General features: G+C 73.3%; 17 protein-coding genes, 1 tRNA gene and 1 pseudogene. 16 read left to right on the forward strand and 3 right to left on the reverse strand.

Going from position 1 to position 23592, the window contains the following annotated elements:
• The 5 genes from murJ (at position 1) to ACGF7U_RS28990 (ending at position 7856) form a co-directional block, all read left to right on the forward strand.
• Positions 1-1698, forward strand: a complete 1698-nt coding sequence (gene murJ / locus ACGF7U_RS28970; RefSeq protein WP_393112033.1) for a murein biosynthesis integral membrane protein MurJ — start codon at positions 1-3, stop codon at positions 1696-1698.
• 55 nt (positions 1699-1753) lie between these two features.
• Entirely contained in the window at positions 1754-2944 is a 1191-nt protein-coding gene (locus ACGF7U_RS28975) for a glycosyltransferase family 4 protein (RefSeq protein ID WP_393112035.1), read from the forward strand.
• Positions 2944-5352 (forward strand): hypothetical protein, encoded by a 2409-nt coding sequence (locus ACGF7U_RS28980; RefSeq protein WP_393112037.1) that lies wholly within the window; start codon positions 2944-2946, stop codon positions 5350-5352. Before ACGF7U_RS28975 ends, ACGF7U_RS28980 begins: the two co-directional genes overlap by 1 nt.
• A 150-nt stretch (positions 5353-5502) precedes the next feature.
• Positions 5503-7254, forward strand: coding sequence for a CTP synthase (locus tag ACGF7U_RS28985; RefSeq protein ID WP_393112039.1), 1752 nt, complete (start codon positions 5503-5505; stop codon positions 7252-7254).
• Positions 7251-7856: an NUDIX domain-containing protein gene (locus ACGF7U_RS28990; RefSeq protein WP_393112041.1), complete on the forward strand. Its 606-nt coding sequence runs from the start codon at positions 7251-7253 to the stop codon at positions 7854-7856. The genes ACGF7U_RS28985 and ACGF7U_RS28990 overlap by 4 nt, the downstream gene beginning before the upstream one ends.
• Positions 7857-7932: 76 nt before the next feature.
• On the opposite strand, the gene ACGF7U_RS28995 is transcribed toward ACGF7U_RS28990, so the two are convergent.
• Positions 7933-8256: a TM2 domain-containing protein gene (locus ACGF7U_RS28995; protein WP_393112136.1), complete on the reverse strand. Its 324-nt coding sequence runs from the start codon at positions 8254-8256 to the stop codon at positions 7933-7935.
• 225 nt (positions 8257-8481) lie between these two features.
• On the opposite strand from ACGF7U_RS28995, the gene ald reads away from it, so the two are divergent.
• The 11 genes and pseudogenes from ald (at position 8482) to ACGF7U_RS29050 (ending at position 19715) form a co-directional block, all read left to right on the forward strand.
• Positions 8482-9597 carry an alanine dehydrogenase gene (gene ald, locus ACGF7U_RS29000; RefSeq protein WP_393112043.1) on the forward strand — a complete coding sequence of 372 codons (1116 nt, stop codon included), beginning with the start codon at positions 8482-8484 and terminating at the stop codon, positions 9595-9597.
• Between the two features lie 38 nt (positions 9598-9635).
• Positions 9636-10601, forward strand: coding sequence for a site-specific tyrosine recombinase XerD (locus ACGF7U_RS29005; RefSeq protein WP_393112045.1), 966 nt, complete (start codon positions 9636-9638; stop codon positions 10599-10601).
• Positions 10602-10827: 226 nt separating this feature from the next.
• The gene (locus tag ACGF7U_RS29010) at positions 10828-11751 is read left to right on the forward strand and encodes a ParA family protein (RefSeq protein ID WP_036375269.1); all 924 of its coding nucleotides are present in this window, start codon (positions 10828-10830) and stop codon (positions 11749-11751) included.
• Positions 11752-11804: 53 nt separating this feature from the next.
• Positions 11805-12842: a segregation and condensation protein A gene (locus tag ACGF7U_RS29015; RefSeq protein ID WP_393112047.1), complete on the forward strand. Its 1038-nt coding sequence runs from the start codon at positions 11805-11807 to the stop codon at positions 12840-12842.
• A complete protein-coding gene (gene scpB / locus ACGF7U_RS29020; RefSeq protein ID WP_393112049.1) occupies positions 12839-13852 on the forward strand; it encodes an SMC-Scp complex subunit ScpB in 1014 nt (337 codons plus the stop codon). The genes ACGF7U_RS29015 and scpB overlap by 4 nt, the downstream gene beginning before the upstream one ends.
• Complete coding sequence (locus ACGF7U_RS29025) at positions 13839-14609, forward strand: pseudouridine synthase (RefSeq protein ID WP_393112051.1); 771 nt, start codon at positions 13839-13841, stop codon at positions 14607-14609. Before scpB ends, ACGF7U_RS29025 begins: the two co-directional genes overlap by 14 nt.
• 155 nt (positions 14610-14764) lie before the next feature.
• Positions 14765-15445 (forward strand): (d)CMP kinase, encoded by a 681-nt coding sequence (gene cmk, locus ACGF7U_RS29030; protein WP_393112053.1) that lies wholly within the window; start codon positions 14765-14767, stop codon positions 15443-15445.
• On the forward strand, positions 15442-16845 hold the full coding sequence (gene der / locus ACGF7U_RS29035; protein WP_393112055.1) for a ribosome biogenesis GTPase Der: 1404 nt from the start codon (positions 15442-15444) through the stop codon (positions 16843-16845). Before cmk ends, der begins: the two co-directional genes overlap by 4 nt.
• 199 nt (positions 16846-17044) lie before the next feature.
• A tRNA-Pro gene (locus ACGF7U_RS29040) sits at positions 17045-17118 on the forward strand.
• Between the two features lie 927 nt (positions 17119-18045).
• Positions 18046-18138 (forward strand): annotated as a pseudogene (locus ACGF7U_RS29045) (RICIN domain-containing protein); the annotation flags it as partial.
• Between the two features lie 194 nt (positions 18139-18332).
• On the forward strand, positions 18333-19715 hold the full coding sequence (locus ACGF7U_RS29050) for an RICIN domain-containing protein (protein WP_393112057.1): 1383 nt from the start codon (positions 18333-18335) through the stop codon (positions 19713-19715).
• A 387-nt stretch (positions 19716-20102) separates the two neighbouring features.
• Here ACGF7U_RS29050 and ACGF7U_RS29055 read toward each other — a convergent pair whose 3' ends face one another.
• Both ACGF7U_RS29055 and ACGF7U_RS29060 read right to left on the reverse strand, forming a co-directional pair.
• Positions 20103-21869, reverse strand: coding sequence for a family 43 glycosylhydrolase (locus tag ACGF7U_RS29055; protein ID WP_393112059.1), 1767 nt, complete (start codon positions 21867-21869; stop codon positions 20103-20105).
• 142 nt (positions 21870-22011) lie between these two features.
• Positions 22012-23529: a glycoside hydrolase family 27 protein gene (locus ACGF7U_RS29060; protein WP_393112138.1), complete on the reverse strand. Its 1518-nt coding sequence runs from the start codon at positions 23527-23529 to the stop codon at positions 22012-22014.
• Between the last annotated feature and the right edge of the window lie 63 nt (positions 23530-23592).

The following is a 23592-nucleotide window of genomic DNA, read 5'->3' on the forward strand; positions in this document are numbered from 1 at the left end:
GTGACGACCCCGGCACCCCTCGCCGGCGCCGGCCGCGTCGCCGGAGCGGCCGCGCTCATCGCCGTCCTCACCGTCCTCAGCCGGCTCGCCGGCTTCGGTCGCACCGCCGTCTTCACCTGGGTCGTGCAGAAGAGCGACCTCGGCGGCATGTACGTGATCGCCAACACGGTCCCGAACATCATCTTCGAGGTCGTCGCGGGCGGCGCGCTGGCGAGTCTGGTCGTACCGCTGCTGGCCGGGCCCGTCGCGGCCGGGGACCGGCGCGCGGTGGCCGCCACCACGGGCGCCCTGCTCACCTGGACGGTCACCCTGCTGGTGCCGCTGGCCGTGCTGGTCGCGGTGGCCGCCGACCCCCTCGTGTCGCTGATCAGCGAGGGGCGCTCGGCGGCCGAGGTGGCCGCCGGCGCGCGGATGCTGCGGGTCTTCGCCCCGCAGTTGCCGCTCTACGGCATCGGCATCGTGCTGACCGGCGTGCTCCAGGCGCACCGCCGGTTCGCCTGGCCGGTGATCGCGCCGCTGCTGTCCAGCCTCACCGTGATCGTGGTCTACCTCGCCTTCGGCGGTGCCGAGGGGCGCGGGGCGAGCGTGGCGCAGGTGAGCCGCGGCGGCGAGCTGATCCTCTCCGCCGGCACCACGGCCGGCGTGGTGGTGCTGTCGCTGTCGCTGCTGGTCCCGCTGCGCCGGCTGGGGCTGCGGCTGCGCCCGGGGTACGCGTTCCCGCCCGACGTCCGGGCCCGGGTCACGGGGCTGGCGCTGGCCGGCGCGGTCACCGTCACCGCGCAGCAGATCGCGCTGCTGGTGCTGCTGAACCGGGTCTCCGGCGGCCCGACCGGCTCGCCGCAGGTGTTCAACCTGGCCCAGACCATGTTCCTGCTGCCGTGGGCGGTGCTGGCGGTGCCGCTGGCGGTGGCGGCGTACCCGACGCTGGCGACCGCGGCGGCCGCCGGGGACGAGGACGACTACCGGCGCACGCTCTCCTCGACGGTGCGCGGGGTGCTGCTGTTCAGCTGCCTCGGCGCGGCGGCGCTGGTGGGCACGGCCGGGCCGGTGGCCGCCTTCTTCTACCCGACCGATCCCGGGTCCACGGCCGCCGGGATCGCCGGCTTCGCCCCCGGGCTGCTCGGCTACGGCCTCTTCGCGGTGCTCTCCCGGGCCCTCTACGCCCGCGGCGACACCCGCCCCGCCACGGTGGCGATCAGCGCCGGCTGGCTGGCCGTGCCGGTGGCGGCGGTGCCGCTGGCGGCCCTGTTCCCGGTGGCGGACCGGGTGCTGGCCGTCACCCTGGCCAACTCGGTCGGCATGCTGCTGCTCGGCGGCCTGCTGCTCGTCGCCGTGCTCCGCTCGGCCGGGGCCGGCGCGCTCGCCGGCGTCACGCGGGCCGGCGCAGCCGGGCTGCTCGCCGGGGCCCTGGCCGCGCTCGCCGGGTCAGGCGCCGCCCGTTGGCTGGACGCGGCCGGCGACGGCACCCCGACGACACCGGCCGCGCTCGTGCAGGGCATGCTGTCCGGAGTCCTGGTCGGCGTCGTGTTCCTCGCCGTCGTCTGGCTGGTCGACCGGCGGGACGTGCGACCGCTGCTCGCCGGGGTGCTCCGGCGGCTGGGCCGGGGCCGGCGCGGGCCGGTGGCCCCCGCCGAAGGGACGGGTGCGGGCGAGATCCCCCCGGAACGGGGTGACGGGAAGGAGACGGTGTCCCGGTGAGCGGGTGCAGGACGGGTGACCGGCCGGCGGCGACCGACGAGCGAGGGTGGTCGCGGTGACGGAACCGACACCGGACACCGGCTGGCGCGGCACGGTGGCCCTGCTGCTCGCCTCCAGCACCGGCGGGGTGGGGCAGCACGTCCGTTCGCTCGCCCGGGGGCTGACCGCCGCGGGCGCCTCCGTGCTGGTCTGCGGGCCCGCCGCGACGCAGGAGCAGTTCGACTTCACCGGCGTCGGCGCCCGGTTCCGGGCGGTGGAGATCCCCGCCAGCCCGACCCCGGCCGACGCCCGCGCGGTCACCGCGTTGCGCCGGACGCTCGCCGCCGAACCGGTCGACGTGCTGCACGCCCACGGGCTGCGCGCCGGGCTGGTCGCCGTGCTCGCCCGGCCGGCCGCGCCACTCGTGGTCACCTGGCACAACGCGGTGCTCGCCGGCGGGTTGCGCGGCGGCGTGTCCCGCCTCGTCGAGCGGGTCGTCGCCCGGGGCGCCCGGGTGGCGCTCGGGGCCTCCGCCGACCTGGTCGAGCGGGCCGCCGGGCTGGGCGCGGCGGACGCCCGGCTCGCCCCGGTCGCCGCGCCGGCGCTGCCCGCGCCGCGCCGCCGTCGGGCCGCCGTCCGCGCCGAGTTCGGCGTCCGCCCGGACCAGCCGCTCGTCCTCTCGGTCGGCCGGCTGCACCCGCAGAAGCGGTACGACGTGCTGGTCGACGCGGCCGCCCGGTGGCGCACCCGGTCCCCGGCGCCGGTCGTGGTGATCGCCGGCAGTGGCCCGGCCTACCTGCCGCTGGCCGCCCGGATCTCCGCCGCCCGGGCCCCGGTGACCCTGCTCGGGCACCGCACCGACGTGGCCGACCTGCTCGCCGGGGCCGACCTGGCGCTGGTGACCAGCGACTGGGAGGCCCGCCAGCTCTTCGCGCAGGAGGCGATGCGGGCCGGCGTGCCGCTGGTGGCGACCGCCGTCGGCGGCCTGCCGGAGCTGGTCGGCGACGCGGCGGTGCTGGTGCCGTCCGGGGACGTGGACGCGGTCGACGGGGCGGTGCGCGCCCTGCTCGACGACGAGGCAGCCCGGGCCGACCTGGGCCGCCGCGGCGCCGCGCGGGCCGCGACCTGGCCCAGCGAGGCGGACACCCTCGCGCAACTGGCGGCGCTCTACGCCGAGCTGGCCCCGGACGCGGCGGCCCCCGGCGCCGACGGCGGGCCCGCGGAGCCCGGCCGGGACGGCCACGCCCCGTCGACGGGACGCCGGTGATGCTGCGCAGACTCGCCCCGGCCCTGCTGACCCTGGTCGTGGTGGCGCTCGGCATCACGGCGCTGAGCGCCCGGCCCGAGCGGGCGGCGCCCGAGCGTACCGCCGACTTCGTCGTGCTGGCCGGCGTGGCGGGGCTGCGCTGGGAGGACGTCGACCCGGAGACCACTCCGACGCTGTGGCGGATGGCCCGGGACGGCTCCATCGGCTCCCTCTCGGTGCGCTCCGCGCACCGGCCGACCTGTCCCGTGGACGGCTGGCTGACCCTCGGCGCGGGCAGCTACGCCGCGTGGAACGGCAACCGGCAGGCCGGAGGCTGCCCCCCGACGGCGGTGACCGTGGAGCAGCCCGACCGGATCGGCGCGAACCTGCCCGACCAGGAGGGCGTCGTCCGGTACAACCAGGAGCGGCTGGCGTGGGGCACGGTGCCCGGCGCGCTGGCGGAGTCGGTGCGCTGCTCGGTGGCGGTGGGGCCGGGCGCCGCGGTCGCCGCCGCCCGACCGTTCGGCCGGGTCGACCGGTACGCGGCCGCGCTGCCCGAGGACCCCGCCGAGCTGCTCGGCTCGTGCGTGCTGAGCATCGTCGACCTCGGCACGGTCGCCGGCGACAACCCGGCGGACCGGGCCGCGGCGGCCCGCGAGGCCGACGCCCGGCTGGCCCGGGTGCTCGCCGCCCGGCCGCCCCGCTCGCTGGTGTTCGTCGCCGGGGTGTCCGACACCGACGTGCCGTCCCGGCTGCACGTGGCCGTCGCCGACGGGCCGGGCTGGGAACGCGGGTGGCTCACCTCGGCCAGCACCGGCCGGGAGGGCTACCTGCAACTGGTCGACCTCGCGCCGACCGCGCTCACCGCGCTGGGCCGGCCGATGCCCGAGCGGCTGTTCCTCGGCCGGCCGGCCGAGTCGGTCGGCGGGCGGCCGGCGGACCTGGCCACCGCGATCGCCCAGCCCGCCGACGCCGACCGGGAGGCGGCCGCCCAGCGCCGGGTGGCGGACTGGTTCTTCGCCCTGCTGGCCGGCGCGCAGGTGCTGCTGGCGGTGGCGGTGCTGCCGCTGCTGCGCCGGGCCCGCCGGCACGCCGGCCCGTACGGGCCGGAGCCGGTGTCGCGGCGGGTGGTGGCGGTCGTCGAGCTGCTGCTGATCGCCGCCGCCCTGGCCGTCCCGGCCGCGCTGCTCGCCGACGCGGTCCCGTGGTGGCGCGGCGACCACGCCGGCGTCTACTTCGCCGGGGTGACCGTTCTGCTGCTGGTCGCCGCGACCGCGGTGGTCCGGTTGGCGCCGGGGCACGCGAGCACCCTCGGCCCGCTCGGCGCGGTGGCCGGCCTGACCACGCTGGCCGTCGGGGTGGACGTGCTCACCGGCGCCCGCCTCCAGCTCAACGGGGTGGTCGGCTACTCCGCCCTGGAGGGTGGCCGGTACGCCGGGCTGGGCACGGTCGGGCTCGGGGTGTTCCTGGCCGGCGCGCTGCTGAGCGCGGGATGGTTGGCCCAGCGGGTCCGCCGGTCGTGGCGGCCGATGGTCGTGGTGGCCGTGGGCGGCGCGGCGGTGGTGGTCGTCGGCAGCCCGTACCTGGGTGCCGACTCGATCGGAGCGATCGCGTTGACCGCGGGGTTGAGCGTCGCCGCCGCGATCAGCGCCGGCGGCTGGCTGACGATCAGCCGGCTGGTCTGGGCGAGCATGGCCGGGCTGGCGCTGACCATCGGCTTCGCGGTGCTGGACCTGCGCCGCCCCGCCGCCGAGCGGGGCAGCCTGGGCCGGTTCCTGGCCGCCGTCGGCGACGGCACCGGCGGGCTCACCGTGCACCGCTCCAGCACGGCCAACTTCGAGACGCTGGTCAACAGCCCGCTGACCGTGCTGGCCCTGGCCGGCGCCCTGCTGGTCTGGTTCGCCCTGCTCCAGCCGTGGGGCGGGCTGATGCGGCTGTTCGGCATCTACCCGGCGATCCGGGCGGCGATGGCGGGCACCGCCGTGGCCGCGGTGATCGGCGGGCTGCTCGGCGGCGACGCCCTCGACGTGGCCGGCGCGGCGGGCGCCCTGGTGGTGCCGATGGCCGCGCTGGCGGCGTTGCGGGTGCTGGACCACTCCACCGACCGCACCCTGCCCGACGCGGCCCGCCAGCGCGACGGCGGGCCGGGCGGGGCCGGCGAGGGGCCGGGCGGCGGCGGGGGACCGGACGACGGCGACCCGGACCGCCAGGGGCCGGCGGGTGCCGGCCCGACCGCCGCCCGCGCCGCGGACCCGGGCACCGGGCCGGACGCCCCGGCCGGCTCCCCACCCGCGCGCACCGCGGCCCCGGCTACCGGGCCCGGCGCGGGCCCGGCTGCCGGGTCCGGCGCGGACGGGCCGGCGACCGGGACGGGCGACGGTGGGCGCGCGCCGGCCGGCCGGGCATCGACCGAGGTCACGGCGTCCTGAGCCGGTCCGGTGACACCCGGCGGCCGGTGCGGGTGCGCCCGGCGGCGGGGGTGGGTGAGGTGTTACCGTGGAATCCCGTGGATCGCGTGATCACTTTGCTGATCGGCACGGCGGTCTGCACGACCGCGACGGACGACACGGGAGCAGGCCTTGGCCCCTTCAGCACGGACGACCAGGCACATTTTCGTCACCGGGGGCGTCGCCTCCTCGCTGGGTAAGGGGCTCACCGCCTCCAGCCTCGGCAACCTGCTCACCGCGCGCGGGCTGCGCGTGGTCATGCAGAAGCTCGACCCCTACCTCAACGTCGACCCGGGGACGATGAACCCGTTCCAGCACGGCGAGGTCTTCGTCACCGAGGACGGCGCCGAGACCGACCTCGACGTCGGGCACTACGAGCGGTTCCTGGACCGGGCGCTCTCCGGCAAGGCGAACGTCACCACCGGCCAGATCTACTCCGACGTGATCGCCAAGGAGCGGCGCGGCGAGTACCTGGGCGACACCGTCCAGGTCATCCCGCACATCACCAACGAGATCAAGTCCCGGATCCTGGCGATGGCCGACCCGGACGACGACGGCCAGGTGCCGGACGTGGTGATCACCGAGGTCGGCGGCACGGTCGGCGACATCGAGTCGCTGCCGTTCCTGGAGGCCATCCGGCAGGTCCGCCACGACCTGGGCCGGGACAACTGCTTCTACCTGCACGTCTCGCTGGTGCCCTACCTGGCGCCGTCGGGCGAGCTGAAGACCAAGCCGACCCAGCACTCGGTGGCCCAGCTGCGCAGCATCGGCATCCAGCCGGACGCGCTGGTGCTGCGCTGCGACCGGGAGATCCCCGACAAGGTCAAGCAGAAGCTGTCGCTCTACTGCGACGTCGACCGCGAGGCGGTCACCGCCGCCCCGGACGCGCCGAGCATCTACGACATCCCCAAGGTGCTGCACCGCGAGGGCCTCGACGCGTACGTGGTGCGGCGGCTCGGCCTCTCCTTCCGGGACGTGGACTGGGCCAGCTGGGACGACCTGCTGGACCGGGTGCACCAGCCCCGGCACACCGTCACCGTCGCCGTGGTCGGCAAGTACGTCGACCTGCCCGACGCGTATTTGTCGGTGAGCGAGGCGATCCGGGCCGCCGGCTTCGGCCACCGGGCCCGGGTGCAGCTGCGCTGGGTGCCCAGCGACGAGTGCGTCACCCCGACCGGCGCCGCGGCCGCCCTGGCCGGCGTGGACGGCATCGTCATCCCCGGCGGCTTCGGGGTGCGCGGCATCGAGGGCAAGATCGGCACCGCCCGGTACGCCCGGGAGAACGGCATCCCGCTGCTCGGCCTCTGCCTCGGCCTGCAGTGCATGACCATCGAGGTGGCCCGGCACCTGGCCGGCCTGGAGGGCGCCAACTCGTTGGAGTTCGACGAGGAGGCGAAGCACCCGGTCATCGCCACGATGGCCGACCAGGAGGACATCGTCGCCGGCAAGGGCGACCTGGGCGGCACGATGCGGCTCGGGGCGTACCCGGCCAGGCTGACCGAGGGCTCGCTGGTCGCCGAGGCGTACGGCAGCACCGAGGTCAGCGAGCGGCACCGGCACCGGTACGAGGTGAACAACGCCTACCGCGACGCGCTGACCAAGGCGGGCCTGCACATCTCGGGCACCTCGCCGGACGGGCGGCTGGTCGAGTTCATCGAGCTGGACCGCGGCCTGCACCCGTACTTCGTGGCGACCCAGGCGCACCCGGAGCTGAAGAGCCGGCCGACCCGGCCGCACCCGCTGTTCGCCTCCTTCGTCAAGGCGGCGGTGGCGTACTCCGAGGCAGACCAGCTCCCGGTGGACCTGGAGCCGGCGGAGGGCGCGGCGGCGAAGAAGGCCGCCCGCAACGGCGGCGCCGCCGCGAAGGCGGCGTCGGCCTCGTGAGCGCCGTCGAGCACCGCTACGAGGTGCGTTCCCGCACCGAGCGCTACCGGGGCCGGATCTTCGACGTGGTCAGCGAGGAGGTGACCATGCCGGGCGGCGGGACGGGGGTCCGCGACTTCGTCCGGCACGTCGGCGCGGTGGCCGTGGTGGCGCTCGACGCGGCCGGTCAGGTGGTGCTGATCCGCCAGTACCGCCACCCTGTGGGGCGGCACCTGTGGGAGCTGCCCGCGGGGCTGACCGACGTCTCCGGGGAGGACCTGGCCGCCGCGGCGGCCAGGGAGCTGGCCGAGGAGGTCGACCTGACCGCCGGGCGGATCGACGTCCTCGTCGACCTGCACAGCTCGCCGGGGTTCACCAACGAGCTGGTCCGGGTGTTCCTGGCCCGGGACCTCGCGGACGTGCCGGCGGAGCAGCGCCACGAGCGCCGCGACGAGGAGGCCGACCTCCAGGTCGTCCGGATCGACCTCGACGAGGCGGTCGGCATGGTGCTCGCGGGGGAGATCACCAACGCGTCGTGCGTGGCCGGGCTGCTCGCCGCCGCCCGGGCCCGCGACACCGGCTGGTCGGCGCTGCGCCGGGCGGACACCCCGCCGCCGCGCTGAGCCGGCCGCGCGGAGCGGTACGTGAGAAGGGGCCGTGCGGTTCGTCCGCGCGGCCCCCTCGTCGTCTCGGGTCGGATCAGTCGCGCAGCGGACGTCCCTGGCCGTCAACGCCACCGTTGACCAGGATCAGGATGCCGTCGATGACGCCCCAGATGCCGCCGAGACCGCAGGTCACGAGGGTCACCACGAGCTGGAGGACGCCGGTCTTGGTGTCGCCCATGTAGAACCGGCCGACGCCGAAGCCGCCGAGCAGGATGCCGAGAACGCCGGCGACGACCTTGCTCTTGTCGGAAACGCCCTGGGGATACCCGGGCTGGTAAGGAGGAGTGGTCATGAGGCGACACCTTAGTGATCGACTCGCGTCCTGTCCGCAGCGGCACCCGGTAAGTGGGACGATAATGGACGAACACTGTCCTGACGGCTGAGGTGATGTCCCACCGCTGGCCGGGTCCACGCCTGACACTTCGTCAGGGTGGACGGGCACCGGATGGCACTGTGCTGGCTCACCGAGGGCGGCGGCGCGCCTAGACTGCCGCCGGCGGGACCGGTGGACCGCGGCGGCAAAGGGGCCGTCGTGGCGCCGAGCAGTCGGGGGAGAGCAGCCCCGAAGAGAGGTGTCTGCATCGTGAAGGTCGGAATCCCACGCGAGGTCAAGAACCACGAGTACCGCGTGGCGATCACGCCGGCGGGCGTCAACGAGTTCGTCCGCAACGGTCACCAGGTCTTCGTCGAGTCCGGCGCCGGGGTCGGATCCAGCATCAGCGACGACGAGTTCGCCGCCGCCGGGGCCAAGATCCTGGCCACCGCCGACGACGTGTGGGACACCGCCGAGCTGGTGCTCAAGGTCAAGGAGCCGGTCGCCGAGGAGTACCACCGCATGCGTGAGGGGCAGGTGCTCTTCACCTACCTGCACCTGGCCGCCTCGAAGGCGTGCACCGACGCGCTGGTCGACCGCAAGGTCACCGGCATCGCCTACGAGACCGTCGAGCTGCCCGACCGGTCGCTACCGCTGCTCGCCCCGATGTCCGAGGTGGCCGGCCGGCTGGCCCCGCAGGTCGGCGCGTACCACCTCCAGCGGCAGGGCGGCGGGCGCGGCATCCTGATGGGCGGCGTCTCGGGCGTGTACGCGGCCAAGACCGTGGTCATCGGCGCCGGCGTCTCCGGCATGAACGCCGCCGCGATCGCGCTGGGCCTGCAGGCCGAGGTGCTGCTGCTGGACAAGAACGTCGCCCGGCTGCGCCAGGCCGACGCCATCTACCGCGGCCACCTCCAGACGGTCGCCTCCAACGCGTACGAGATCGAGCGCGCCGTGCTCGACGCCGACCTGGTCATCGGCGCGGTGCTGGTGCCCGGCGCGAAGGCCCCGACCCTGATCTCCAACGAGCTGGTCTCCCGGATGAAGCCGGGCAGCGTGCTGGTCGACATCTCCATCGACCAGGGCGGCTGCTTCGAGGACTCGCGTCCCACCACGCACGCCGACCCGACCTACAAGGTGCACGAGTCGATCTTCTACTGCGTGGCGAACATGCCGGGCGCGGTGCCGCACACCAGCACCTACGCGCTGACCAACGTCACCCTGCCGTACGCCCTGGAACTGGCCAACCACGGTTGGCGCGAGGCGCTGCGCCGCGACCCGGCGCTGGCGCTGGGCCTCAACACCCACGACGGCCAGGTCACCTACGGCCCGGTCGCCGAGGCGCACGGCATGCCGGCCCTGTCGCTGGCCGACGCGCTGGCCTGAGAGGCGGCGGGCTGACCGGGACACCGGACGGGGCCGGCGTGGGCGTGGAGCCCGCGCCGGCCCTGCGCCGTGCCGTGCGCGGCTACCTCGACCACCTGACGGTCGAGCGCGGCCTGTCGGCGAACACGCTGTCGTCGTACCGCCGGGACCTGGAGCGCTACCTGGCCACCCTGGCGGCGGCCGGGGTCCCGGACCTGGCGGCGGTCGGCCCCGGCCAGGTCGAGGAGCACCTGGCCCGGCTGCGGGCCGGCGACGACGCGCACCCGCCGCTGGCCGTCTCCTCGGCCGCGCGGGCGGCCAGCGCGGTGCGCGGGCTGCACCGCTTCGCGCTGCGCGAGGGGCTGGCCGGCGCCGACCCCAGCCGCGACGTCCGTCCGCCCACCCCACCGCGCCGGCTGCCCCGCGCGCTGCCGGTGGACGACGTGGTCCGGCTGCTGGAGACCGCCGGCGCCGTGACGGCCACCGGCGAGGGCGCGCCGCTCGCGCTGCGCGACCGGGCGCTGCTGGAGTTCCTGTACGGCACCGGGGCGCGGATCTCCGAGGCGGTGGGGGCGGCCGTTGACGACCTCGACGTCGACGAGGGCACGGTCGTCCTGCGCGGCAAGGGCGGCCGCACCCGGCTGGTGCCGATCGGCGGGTACGCGGTCGAGGCGCTGCGCGCCTGGCTGGTGCGGGCCCGGCCCGGGCTGGCCGCCGCCGGCCGGGGCACCCCGGCGGTGTTCCTCAACGCCCGCGGCGGCGCGCTGTCCCGGCAGGGGGCGTGGACCATCCTGCGCCGCGCCGCCCAGCGGGCCGGCCTGCCGGTCGACGGGCCGCAGGCGGTCTCCCCGCACACCCTGCGCCACTCGTACGCCACCCACCTGCTCGACGGCGGCGCGGACGTGCGGGTGGTGCAGGAGCTGCTCGGCCACGCCTCGGTGACGACCACCCAGGTCTACACGCTGGTGACCGTGGAACGGCTGCGCGAGGTGTACGCCACCGCCCATCCCCGGGCGCGCGGCTGACCGGTTCCAGCCGTCCGGCCGGCCCGCGCCGGCCGGACCGCCGGGGGTGGCCTGGTCGGCGGGGCGGCGACACGCCGAGCGGGTGCGACCGGCCCGCGGACCGGTGGCGTACAGTCGGCATCGGCGCGGACCTCCTGGGGCAGGCGGACCGGGGTGCGCAGCGGCGCCGCGAAGGACGTCGGACGGCTCCGACGCCGGGTGGTCGTCGGGAGGGGGCAACGAAGACATGGCTGGCAACGGTGACCGTGCCGAGACCTGGACGTCGGAGCTCCGCGAGCAGCAGGCCACGCTCGGGGCGGATCTCGGTCCGGCGGATCCGGCGGCGTACACGATGCGCAAGCCGATCCCGGAGCCGATGCCGACCGATCGGCACGGCCCGGCCCGGATCATCGCGATGGCCAACCAGAAGGGCGGCGTGGGCAAGACCACCACGACCATCAACCTGGGCGCCGCGCTGGCCGAGTACGGCCGCAAGGTGCTGCTCGTCGATTTCGATCCGCAGGGCGCGCTCTCGGTCGGGCTGGGCGTCAACCCGCACAACCTGGACCTGTCGGTCTACAACCTGCTCATGCAGGACGACGTCACCGCCGAGGACGTCCTGATCAAGACGGACGTGGCGGGGCTGCACCTGCTGCCGGCCAACATCGACCTCTCGGCGGCCGAGATCCAGCTGGTCAACGAGGTCGCCCGCGAGATGGCCCTCGCCCGGGTGCTGCGGTCCATCCGCAAGGAATACGACTACATCCTGATCGACTGCCAGCCCTCGCTGGGCCTGCTGGCGATCAACGCGCTGACCGTCGCGCACGGCGTGCTCATCCCGCTGGAGTGCGAGTTCTTCAGCCTGCGCGGTGTCGCCCTGCTGCTGGACACCATCGACAAGGTGCGCGAGCGGCTCAACTTCGACCTGGAGCTCGAGGGCATCCTCGCCACCATGTACGACAGCCGCACCACCCACTGCCGGCAGGTGCTCCAGCGGGTGGTGGAGGCGTTCGGCGACAAGGTCTACCAGACGGTCATCACCAAGACCGTCAAGTTCCCCGAGTCGACCGTCGCCGGCGCGCCGATCACCACGCTCGACCCGGCCTCGTCCGGCGCCCGCAACTACCGCCAGCTGGCCCGCGAGGTGATCGCCGCCCAGGCGGAGCGGTAGGCCGGGGTGCACCTTCGCGCCGAGGCGTCCGGGGCGTGGACTACGGTCTTCCGGTGACCGCGCCGCCCCTCGATCCGCCCACGACGCCGGAGCAGCCGCCCGTGCGGGCCGCCGAGGCCGCCGCCGAGGTGCCGACCGATCCGGCCGGCGTGCCCGAGGCGGCGGAGCCCGGCGGCGGCTTCACCGTCCGGCTGTCCAACTTCACCGGCCCGTTCGACCTGCTGCTGCAACTCATCAGCAAGCACAAGCTCGATGTCACCGAGGTGGCGCTGCACAAGGTCACCGACGAGTTCATCGCCTACATCCGGGCCATGGGCGACCAGTGGGACCTCGACGAGACCAGCGAGTTCCTGCTGATCGCGGCCACCCTGCTCGACCTGAAGGCGGCCCGGCTGCTGCCCGCCGCCGACGTCGAGGACGAGGAGGACCTCGCCCTGCTGGAGGCGCGGGACCTGCTCTTCGCCCGGCTGTTGCAGTACAAGGCGTACAAGGAGGCGGCGGCGCACATCGCCGCGCTGGAGGAGGTCGGCGGCCGGCGCTATCCCCGCGCCGTCACCCTGGAGCCCCGGTACGCCGAGGCGCTGCCCGACCTGGTGCTCGGCATCGGCCCGGAGCGGCTGCTCAGGTTGGCCGTCAAGGCGATGACCCCGAAGCCGACGCCCGAGGTCTCCATCGCCCACGTGCACATGGTCCGGGTCAGCGTCCGCGAGCACGCGGCGATCCTCACCGAGCGGCTGCGCCGGGCCGGCACGGCCACCTTCTCGCTGCTCTGCGCCGACTGCGACGTCACCCTCGAGGTGGTGGCCCGGTTCCTGGCCCTGCTGGAGCTCTACCGGGAGGGGCTCGTCGCCTTCGTTCAGGAGCAGGCGCTGGAGGAGCTGACCGTACGCTGGACCGGCCCCGCCGACGGTGGCCCGGATCTGCACATCGACGAGTACGCCGGCACCCCCGCCGAACCGGCGGTGAGCCCCGCCACGACCGGGGCGCCCGCCGAGGATCCGGCCGGTGGTGCTCCGGCCGCCGGCACCCAGGCCGAGCCGTCGGGAGCGGCGGGGCGACCGGACGGGAACGAGGAAGGAACAGCGGGATGAGCAGCGACGAGCGTCGGGACTCCCTGGCCGACCAGGCGGCCGCCTGGGTGCCGCCCTGGCAACGCCCCACGCCCCCCGCCACCACCACCCCCGGCGCCGTCTCCGGAACCGACAGCGACGCCGAGGCCGCCCCCGGCACTGATGCTGTCGCCGACGCCGACACCGACACCGACACCGTCGCCGATCCTGACACCGACACCGTCGTCGAGGCCGCCCTCGGCGCCGTCGAAGGTGGTGCCGGAGATCTTGGTGGGTTGTCGCCCCCAGAGGGGCCGAAAGCTACCAAGATCTCCGAGGGGCCTGCGGCGGCCGGGCGGGTGGCGGCCGGGCCGGCGGTCGGGGACGTGCCGGCCGGGGGCGTGGCGCGGGTGCCGGCGGGGGAGGGCGCGGGTGGCGGCGTACCGGAGAAGGCGTCGAGGGCCCGGCGGCGGGCGACGCAGGCGCCCGAGCCCGCGCCGGAACTGGACGACGCGGAGCTGCGTGGCGCGCTGGAGGCGATCCTGCTGGTGGTGGACGAGCCGGTCAGCGAGCTGACCCTCGCCCAGGTGCTGGAGCAGCCCGCCGAGCGGATCGGCCCGATGCTGGACGAGATCGCCGCGGGCTACACCGCCGCCGGGCACGGCTTCGAGCTGCGCCGGGCGGCGGGTGGCTGGCGTCTCTACACCCGGCCGGAATACGCGACCTACGTGGAACGGTTCGTGCTTGACGGGCAGTCCGTGCGGCTGACCCAGGCCGCGCTGGAGACACTCGCCGTGGTCGCCTACAAGCAGCCGGTCACCCGGTCGCGGATCTCCGCCATCCGGGGTGTCAACTGCGACGGGGTGATCCGTACCCTGGTCTCCCGCGGGCTGGTGGAGGAGTGCGGCGCCGAACCGGACAGCGGGGCGTTCCTCTACCGGACCACCACGATGTTCCTGGAGAAGCTCGGGCTGAACAGCGTCGACGACCTCCCGCCGCTGGCCCCGTTCCTTCCCGACGACGTAGAAGAGCTTGCCGATGCCACGCGATGACCGCACACCCCGCCCCGACGCGCCTGTCTTCGAGGGGGCCGAGCGCCTCCAGAAGGTGCTGGCCGCCGCCGGCGTCGGCTCCCGGCGCGCCTGCGAGGACCTGATCTTCCGCCGCCGGGTCACCGTCAACGGGCGGGTCGCCCAGCTCGGCGACAAGGTCGACCCGGCCACCGCCGTCATCCACGTCGACGGCGAGCGCCTCGTCGCCGACACCCGCCTGGTCTACCTGGCCATGAACAAGCCCCGCGGGGTCGTCTCCACGATGGCGGACGAGAAGGGGCGCACCGCGCTCGCCGACTTCCTCGGCAACCGGGTGGAGCAGCGGGTCTACCACGTCGGCCGGCTCGACGCCGACAGCGAGGGTCTGCTGCTGCTCACCAACGACGGCACCCTCGCGCACAAGCTCATGCACCCGTCGTACGGGGTGCAGAAGACCTATCTCTGCGAGGTGTCCGGGCCGGTCCCGCGCAACCTCGGCAAGCGGCTGACGGCCGGCGTGGAGCTGGAGGACGGCCCCGCGAAGGTCGACTCCTTCCGGGTGGTGGACACGCTGGGACGGACCGCCCAGGTGGAGCTGACCCTGCACGAGGGGCGCAAGCACATCGTCCGGCGGCTGCTCGCCGAGGTCGGCCACCCGGTGAGCCGGCTGGTGCGTACCGCCATCGGGCCGATCCGGCTGGGCGACCTGCGCGCCGGGCGCACCCGGCGGCTGACCAACGCGGAGGTCGCCGCCCTGTTCAAGGCCGTGGGTGACTGACCGCCGGGTTCGGGGGTACGGCTGCCGGTAGGCTCCGTGACGGCCCGGCGGCCGGCGGCGACCCCGCGCGGCGCCGGGCATCATTGAGAACGTTTGGACAACCGCTCGCGGGACGCGATGGGCGTCTCGTGAGGTACGGGCTGAGGAGGACAACGGTGGAGGAAAACGTACGGGCCGGGCGCTGCGTGGTCGCTGTGGACGGGCCGTCCGGTTCGGGTAAGTCCACCGTCTCCCGGCGGCTCGCCGTCGGCCTCGGTGCCCGCTACCTGGACACCGGTGCCATGTACCGGGCCATCACCTGGGCGGTGCTGCGCTCCGGCGTCGACCTGGCCGACGCCGAGTCGGTGGCCAAGGTCGCCGGCGAGGTGGACCTGCGCATCGGCACCGACCCGAAGGGGTACGGCGTGACCGCCGACGGCGTGAACGTCGACGCCGAGATCCGCGGCCCGGAGGTGACCGGGGCGGTCTCCGCCGTGGCCGCCGTGCCGGCCGTGCGCGCGCTGCTGGTAACCCGGCAGCGCGAGATGATCGCGAACGCCGGCCGCATCGTGGTCGAGGGCCGCGACATCGGGTCCGTGGTGGCGCCGGACGCCGACCTGAAGGTCTACCTCACCGCCTCCGAGGAGGCCCGGGCCGCCCGGCGTAGCGCCGAGGACGCCACCGACGTGGCGGCCACCGCCGCCGACCTGGCCCGGCGGGACCGGCTCGACTCGACCCGCAAGGCCGACCCGCTGACCCAGGCCGCCGACGCCGTGGTGCTGGACACGACCGAGCTGGGCATCGACGAGGTCGTCGAGCGGCTGCGCGGCCTGCTGACCGAACGGGGAGTGGCATGACCGACGCCGACGGTTGGGTGGAGCTGCGGGAACCGGATCTCGACGCGGAGGAACCGACCGGCCCGCAGCCGGTCGTGGCCGTGGTCGGCCGTCCCAACGTGGGCAAGTCGACCCTGGTCAACCGCATCATCGGCCGCCGGCAGGCGGTCGTCGAGGACATCCCCGGGGTGACCCGGGACCGCGTCCCGTACGACGCGCAGTGGGCCGGCCGGCAGTTCACCGTGGTGGACACCGGCGGGTGGGAGCCCGACGCCAAGGACCGGGCGGCCGCGATCGCGGCGCAGGCCGAGGCGGCGGTCGCCACCGCCGACGTGGTGCTGTTCGTCGTGGACGCGATGGTCGGCTCGACCGATGTGGACGAGGCGGCGGTGCGGATGCTGCGCCGCAGCGCCAAGCCGGTGATCCTGGTCGCCAACAAGGCCGACAACACCTCCATCGAGATGGAGGCCACCTCGCTGTGGTCACTCGGCCTCGGCGAGCCGTACCCGGTCTCGGCGCTGCACGGCCGCGGCTCGGGCGAGCTGCTCGACGCCATCATGGACGCGCTGCCGGAGGCCCCGAAGATCGTCGAGAACCGCCCGCGCGGGCCGCGCCGGGTGGCCCTCGTCGGCCGGCCGAACGTCGGCAAGTCCAGCCTGCTGAACCGTTTCTCGGGGGAGGAGCGGGCCGTCGTCGACTCGGTCGCCGGCACCACCGTGGACCCGGTCGACAGCCTCGTCGAGATCGGCGGCGAGACCTGGCAGCTGGTCGACACGGCGGGCCTGCGCAAGCGGGTGGGCAAGGCCAGCGGCACCGAGTACTACGCCAGCCTGCGCACCGCCTCGGCGATCGAGGCCGCCGAGGTGGCCGTGGTGCTGCTCGACGCCAGCGAGGTCATCAGCGAGCAGGACCAGCGGATCCTGTCCATGGTCACCGAGACCGGGCGGGCGCTGGTGATCGCCTTCAACAAGTGGGACCTGGTCGACGGCGACCGCCGGTACTACCTGGACAAGGAGATCGAGCGCGAGCTGCGCCGCATCCCGTGGGCGATCCGACTCAACCTGTCGGCGCGGACGGGCCGGGCGGTGGACAAGCTCGCGCCGGCGCTGCGCAAGGCCCTGGCGAGCTGGGAAACCCGGGTGCCGACCGCGCAGCTCAACTCGTGGCTGACCGCGCTGGTGCAGGCCACCCCGCACCCGGTGCGCGGCGGCCGGGCGCCGAAGATCCTCTTCGCCACCCAGGCGGGCGTGGCCCCGCCGCGCTTCGTGCTGTTCACCACCGCTCCGCTGGACGCGGGCTACCAGCGCTTCGTTGAGCGCAAGCTGCGCGAGGAGTTCGGCTTCGAGGGCAGCCCGATCGAGATCTCGGTACGCCCCCGCAAGAAGCTCGGCCCCGGCGGCCGCGGCAAGGCCCACGGCTGACCCCGGCCCGACGATGCCGGGTGGGAGCACACCTCCCACCCGGCATTTTTCGTCCCCTCATCCCACCTATCCTCCTAGGACGCTGTACGGGTGGTGAGGTGGTCGGCGCGCCGGCGGTACGGGAGGGGCCGATGCGGGGAACGGGATGATCCTGCGCTAAGCTGTACCGGCTGCCGCGGGGAGAACCCGGCGGGGGCATCGGGACGTGGCGCAGCTTGGTAGCGCACTTGACTGGGGGTCAAGGGGTCGTCGGTTCGAATCCGGCCGTCCCGACAAGGTGAAACAGCAGGTCAGAGGGCTGGTCCGAAGCATCGGGCCAGCTTTCCGGCTTTCTGGGGACCACGCCGGTCAAGTGCGCCGTCTGATAGCGCTCCTTCACCGGTGGTCAAGTCTCAAGCGTCCAGCCGGGATGCCTGCCGAATCGTTCGCTCTCTGGATCAAGGCGACTTCCGCCCTTGTCCACACTTCCTAAACCGCGTGCTGCGGTCGCTCAGGGTGTCAGCGTCCGGGGACCAGGTGGGGACCACACGGTATGCGCGATGGTTGCTGGCATGCCGTCGACTACGCGGCCTGAGAGACGCTCGCGCCGACGGCGTACGGGCGCCGTCACCACCCGGGTCGTGCCTCGGGCGCAGCCCGCGATGTCGATTTTCCTCGCCGCGCTGCTCGTCTCCCTGCGGATCGCGGCCCGTCAGCCCCGGCGGCGGCAGGTCGGTGCGCGGTTTGGTGCCGCGCTGGTGTAGGTGTGTCTGACGGTCGGTCGGCGAGCTTCGGCGCGTCCTCGATGGGGTTGAACCGCAGGTTGTAGATGGCGTCGGCCGCCGTGGACGTGGCGGTGTCGAGGCCCAGTGATCGGCGACCGTCGTCAGCCCGGGGTAGCCCTGTTGGACATCTGTGAGCGATAACAGGATCGCAGCCGGTCGCGCCCTCGGTAGCGATCCGATCCGGCTCGGCGAGCATTTCGTGAGGCGGGCGTGGCCGAGCGGCTGGGCAGCTCTGATGGATGGGTGCCTCTAGATGCTCAGATATTGATGATTAGCTACGGCTTGACGACGGCGATGTTATCGCTCACCCTCGATGTCGAGGATGACTTCTGCCGCGGCTCACCGGGCGAGCCCTCGCTGGTCGACCTCGCGATCATGACGTCCCCCAGGGCATGCGGACGTCATCCCAGGACATCCGCTGGCGACAGCGACCGGACTGCAGGGCGCTTCCACCAGCGACGGGGCGAACGTCGTCCAGTACACCGACTGGGGCGGCAACAACCAGCAGTGGCAACTGATCCGTATCGGGTAGCTGGTCTTCCGTTCGGTGGCGCGGACGGCATCCGTTCGCGCCACCGCAGGCGGGCCACCGGCCAGGGACGTGCGCCGGTGGCCGCATCGCGCCCGTACGACGAACACCGTGCTGACGCCGGGCGTCGGCACGCACACCAGGCCATCCGCGTGCGTTCCGCTCGCGGGTGACCCCGACCAGAGGAGTGGACCATGAGTGCCATCGGTGCGGCTCGTCCCGCCCTTCCATCGAGACGTCGCTGGCGGTCAGGGCTGGCCGCAGCGGCTGCGGCGGTCATCGCGGCCGGCACGTTGGTCGCCGTGAACGCGGCCCCCGCGGCCGCGGCGACCGTGGACACCAGCGCCTGGTACGTCCTGGTGAACAGGAACAGCGGCAAGGTGCTGGACCTCTACGCCTCGGCCACCAACGACGGTGCGCGGATCAGCCAGTGGACGCGGAACGACGGGGCGAATCAGCAGTGGCAGTTCCTGGACTCGGGTGGCGGCTACTACAGGCTGAAGTCCCGGCACTCCGGCAAGGTCCTCGACGTGTACAACTGGTCGACCGCCGACGGCGGAGCGATCGTGCAGTGGTCCGACACCAACGCGACGAACCAGCAGTTTCGGCTCGCGGACTCTGACGGGGGTCACGTCCGGCTGATCAGCCGGCACAGCGGCAAGGCCGTGGAGGTGCAGGGTGCCTCCACCGCCGACGGTGGCAACATCGTGCAGTACGCCGACTGGAACGGCGCCAACCAGCAGTGGCAGCTCGTCCGCGCGGGCGGCGACGATCCGCCGCCGGGAGGCACCGGGTGCGGTAGGGCCCCGACGCTGTCCAGCGGCACGCACACGATTCAGAGCAACGGCAAGAGCCGCTCCTTCATCCTGCGGGTGCCCGTCAACTACAACAGCAACAACCCCTACCGGCTGATCTTCGCGTTCCACTGGCGCGGCGGCACCATGCAGGAAATCTCCTCGGGCGGCACCAGTGGGACGGCCTGGTCCTACTACGGGCAGCAGGAGCAGTCGAACAACAGCGCGATCCTGGTCGCGCCCCAGGGACTCGGCAACGGCTGGGGCAACGCCGGCGGTGAGGACGTCACCTTCGTCGACGACATGATCAGGCGGATCGAGAGTGACCTCTGCGTCAACCCGAGGCAGCGGTTCGCCCTCGGCTTCAGTTGGGGCGGCGGCATGAGCTATGCGCTCGCCTGCGCGCGGGCCACTGTCTTCCGGGCGGTCGCGGTCATCTCCGGCGCACAGATCAGCGGGTGTAGCGGTGGTACGCAGCCCATCGCGTACTTCGGGTTGCACGGCATCTCGGACAACGTGCTGAACATCTCGCAGGGGCGTTCGTTGCGCGACACGTTCGTCCGGAACAACGGGTGCACCGCCCAGAACCCGCCCGAGCCGGGGCCGGGCAGCCGTACGCACATCACGACCGCCTACTCCGGCTGCAGGGCCGGCTACCCGGTCCAGTGGGCCGCGTACGACAACGGTCACATGCCCGGACCGGTGGACGGGACGTACGCCGAGAGTGGTGTCACCACCTGGACCAAGGGCGAGATCTGGAGGTTCTTCGCGCAGTTCTCGTGACGCGGACGGGTCGGGCGGCGCCGGCTCCCGCGATGCGGGGGTCGACGTCGGCCGACGTCGGGCCGGGATGGCGAGGATCCTGAGCGCCGGCCTCCTGGCCGGGTCAGTGTTGCAGGCGGGCCGGCTTGCCCGAACCGCTGCGGGACCAGCCATGCCTCGGTGATGTGGGCGAACATGGCCTCGGCCCCGCCGTCCGGGTCGTGCGCGGCGATGCGCTCGTAGCTGCGCCGGTGGCCGCGGTTGGACGCCACGCACAGGTGTCGTGGAAGGCCCGGTCGTGGTCGTCGACGAGCTCGTGATCCGGTCCACCGGCGCGCGTAGCCGGTCAGCCGGTCAGCGCTGGGTGGTGACGGGGGACCGCCACCACCCAGCCCACCGTCGGTCCGTTCAGGCGCGCGACCACTGCATGCTGGTCGCCGAGGTGCACGTACGCTGCTCGAGCGCGGCGCCGAGAGCGGTGGAGCCGCCGACCACGCCCAGGCACTTGTTGCTGTGGACGTTCACCAGTTCGTAGTAGCCGCTGCCGGTCGATCGCCAGGTGAACACCTGGTTCAGGCCCTCGTGGCACGTGTACTGCACGATCTGGGCACCGTCGGCCACCGAGGCGTTCAGGACGTCGACGCACTTGCCGCTGTTGACGCTCTGCAGCCGCACCGCCCCGTTGCCGGCGTCGAGGAAGCGCCACTGTTGCCAGGTCGAGCCGTTGCCGGTCCACTGACCGATCACGGCGAGGTTGTCGAGGTTGGGCTGCTGGACGTCGATGACCTGCCCACTGTTGCGGTTGGTGATCCGGTACGACGGCGAGGCGCCGCCGCCGCCGAACTGCCACCAGTTCACGTTGAACAGGTTGCCGCTGCCGCCGGCGAAGCGCAGGTGGAGGTCGTGCGTACCGGTGGCTCCGCTCACGCCGCACGTGGTGTTCGTCCAGGTCTGCCAGCCGCCGGTGCCACCCACGGTGCAGGTGCCGACGAGCGGGCCGCTCGCACTGTCCAGCCGCACCTCGATGCGACCTCCGCTCGTGGCGGAGGCGACCCGCGCGGTGAAGGACGCGGCACCGGCGCCGAAGGCCACCCCCTTGACCTTGATGGTGTCGCCGTTCTCGATCCAGCCGACGTTCATGCCGCCCTCGCTGGACGGCTCGGTCTCGATGCCGGAGCCCCAGGCGATCGTCTCGGCCTCCTGCCGGACGTACGGGTTCAGCGTGCCGACCTGAGGAGGGCCCGCAGCGGTCATGTTGATCGTGGGAAAGGTGCCGTTGGAGTTGTAGGTGAACCGCTCCACCGCGACGGAGCGGGTGTAGCCGCCGCCGCCGGGCAGCGCGCCGTTGTGGTAGAAGAAGTACGACCCGCCGTTGAAGTCGATGACACCGGCGTGGTTGGTGAAGCTGCTGCCCTGTCGGGGCATGATGGTCCCGCGGTACGTCCAGGGTCCCGTGGGGCCGGGCGCGGTCGAGTAGCCGATGAACTCGGAGCAGCACTCCGCCGCGAAGACGTTGTAGTAGAGACCGTTCCGCTTGTAGACCCAGGGGCCTTCCTCGTAGAGGGTCGGCCGGCTGGGGTTGCCGGTGCGGGTGCCGTACCCGGCGGTGGTGAGCGGGATCTGGGTCGCACCGCCCGAGAACGAGATCATGTCGGGGTTGAGCCGCACGTACCACAGGTTCGGGTTGCCCCAGTACAGGTACGCCTGACCGTCGTCGTCGATGAAGGCGTGCGGGTCGATCTCGCCGTTGCCGACGAGTGGTCGACCGAGCGCGTCGCGGAAGGGACCGGTGGGACTGTCCGCCACCCCGACTCCGATGACCATCTGTCCGTTCGAGCGCTGGCGTACGGGCACGTACCAGTAGAACTTCCCGTTGCGGGCCACGACCTGGCCGGCCCAGGCGTTGGCGTCCGCCCAGGCGAAGGTCGCCAGGTTCATGGGTACGCCATGATCCGTCCAGTTCACCATGTCGGCGGACGAGTACACCCGCCACTCGCGCATCGTGAAATAGGTGGAGCCGTCCTCGTCGTGCCCGGTGTAGACGTACACCCGGCCGTTGTGCACCATCGGCGCCGGGTCAGCGGTGTAGATGTTCTGCACGATCGGGTTGTCGGCGCGCGCCGTACCCGGCAGCACAGCGACTGCGCAGGCAAGGCTCGCGATTGCGGCGACCATGCGGCGGAATCCCTTTCGGGCCCGGCGCGGAGCTCGTTGTTCCATGATGTACCCCCAGATTGTCGAGCGGTTTTCACTGATCGGTGGGCTGGCCGGGTGGACGTGCCGTCCACCCGGCCGGGCCGAGGTCAGCGACCGGAGGTCACACCCGGCTCCAACGCTGGTTCGCGTCGCCGTGGCAGGACCAGAGGATCACCGCCGTGCCGCTGGCCGTGCCGCCGTTGTTGACGTCGAGGCAGAGCGACGGGGAGCGGACGTTGCTGACCGTGCCGTTGCTGTTCAACGTCCACTGCTGGTTGGTGCCGCCGTGGCAGTCCCAGATCTGCACCCGGGTGCCGTTGGCCGCGCTGGTCGGGACGTCCAGGCACTTGCCGAGGATCCGCAGCGTCTGGCCGTCCTGGCTGATCTGCTGGTTGGCGTTGCCGTGGCAGTCCCAGATCAGGGTGCCGGTGCCGTTGGCGGTGTTGGCGTTGTCGACGTCGAGGCAACGCCCTGCCGACTCGCTGCGCAGCCGGAACGTGGTCGGGGGCGGCGGGTCGGTGGTGCCGCCACCGCTGACCCGGAACACCACGGTGCCGTGTGCCGGGACGCTCGCGGAGATGCTCCCGGTCGTCGTGGAGGTGGCGTTGGTCCACGCGTCCCGCAGGGTGAACGAGCTGCCGGTCTTGCCGATCGCCGCCGCGGTGGTGGCGATCGTCGTGGTGGAGTTGCCCTGGTTGAACAGGGCGACGGCGACGTCGCCGTTGGTCAGCCGCTTGGTCAGGATCCGCCGGGTACCGTCGTTGGAGACCTGGACCGCCTGGAGGCCGAGCGGGTCCTGGTTGATGGCGACCAGGTTCTGGTTCTTCAGGATCGCCAACGTCGCCGCGTTCGCCGAGCGCAGGTCGTTGCCCATCATGAGCGGCGCCGCCATCACCGACCAGAGCGCGAAGTGGCTGCGCATCTCGGTGTCGCTCATGCCGCCGTTGCCGACCTCCAGCATGTCCGGGTCGTTGAACCCGCCCGGTGCGGCGTAACCGGCCAGCGGCACGTTGACGTTGACGATGTTCTGGATGCCCATCGGGTAGCCGTTGGTCTGGCCGGTGTTCCACGCGTTGGTGATGTCCTCGGTGGTGCGCCAGAGGTTCGCCACGTCGCTCCAGTTGCGCTGCGGCCCGGTCTTCTCGTGGATGCTGTTCGGGTTGATGCTGTAGACGATCGGCCGGCCGGTGGCGGCCAGCGCGTCGCGCATGATGCCGAACCGGGCGACCTGGTCGTTTATCGTCCCGGTCGGCGAACACCAGTCGTACTTCAGGTAGTCGACGCCCCAGGCGGCGAACTGCCGGGCGTCCTGGTACTCGTGCCCCAGACTCCCGGTGGAGCCCGGGAAGGCATCGAAGTACTGGGCGCAGGTCTGATCCAGCGGAGCCTGGTAGAGGCCGAACAGCAAGCCCCGCGCGTGCAGGTAGTCCCCGAGCGCCTTCATCCCGCTCGGGAACCGCTCGGGGTGGGCCTGCAGGTTGCCTTGCGCGTCCCGGTTGGGGTTGAACCAGCAGTCGTCGACGACGACGTACTTGTACCCGAGGTCCCGCAGGCCGCTGGTCACGATCGAGTCGGCCATCTGGCGGATGAGCGTCTCGTTGATGGAGCAGCCGAAGGTGTTCCAGGTGTTCCAGCCCATCGGCGGGGTGCGGGCGACGCCGTTGTTCAGCGCCTGCGCCGGTTGCGGCGCGACGACACCGCC

Origin of the sequence: Micromonospora sp. NPDC047670, assembly GCF_043204915.1 — a bacterium.
Lineage (GTDB): Bacteria > Actinomycetota > Actinomycetes > Mycobacteriales > Micromonosporaceae > Micromonospora.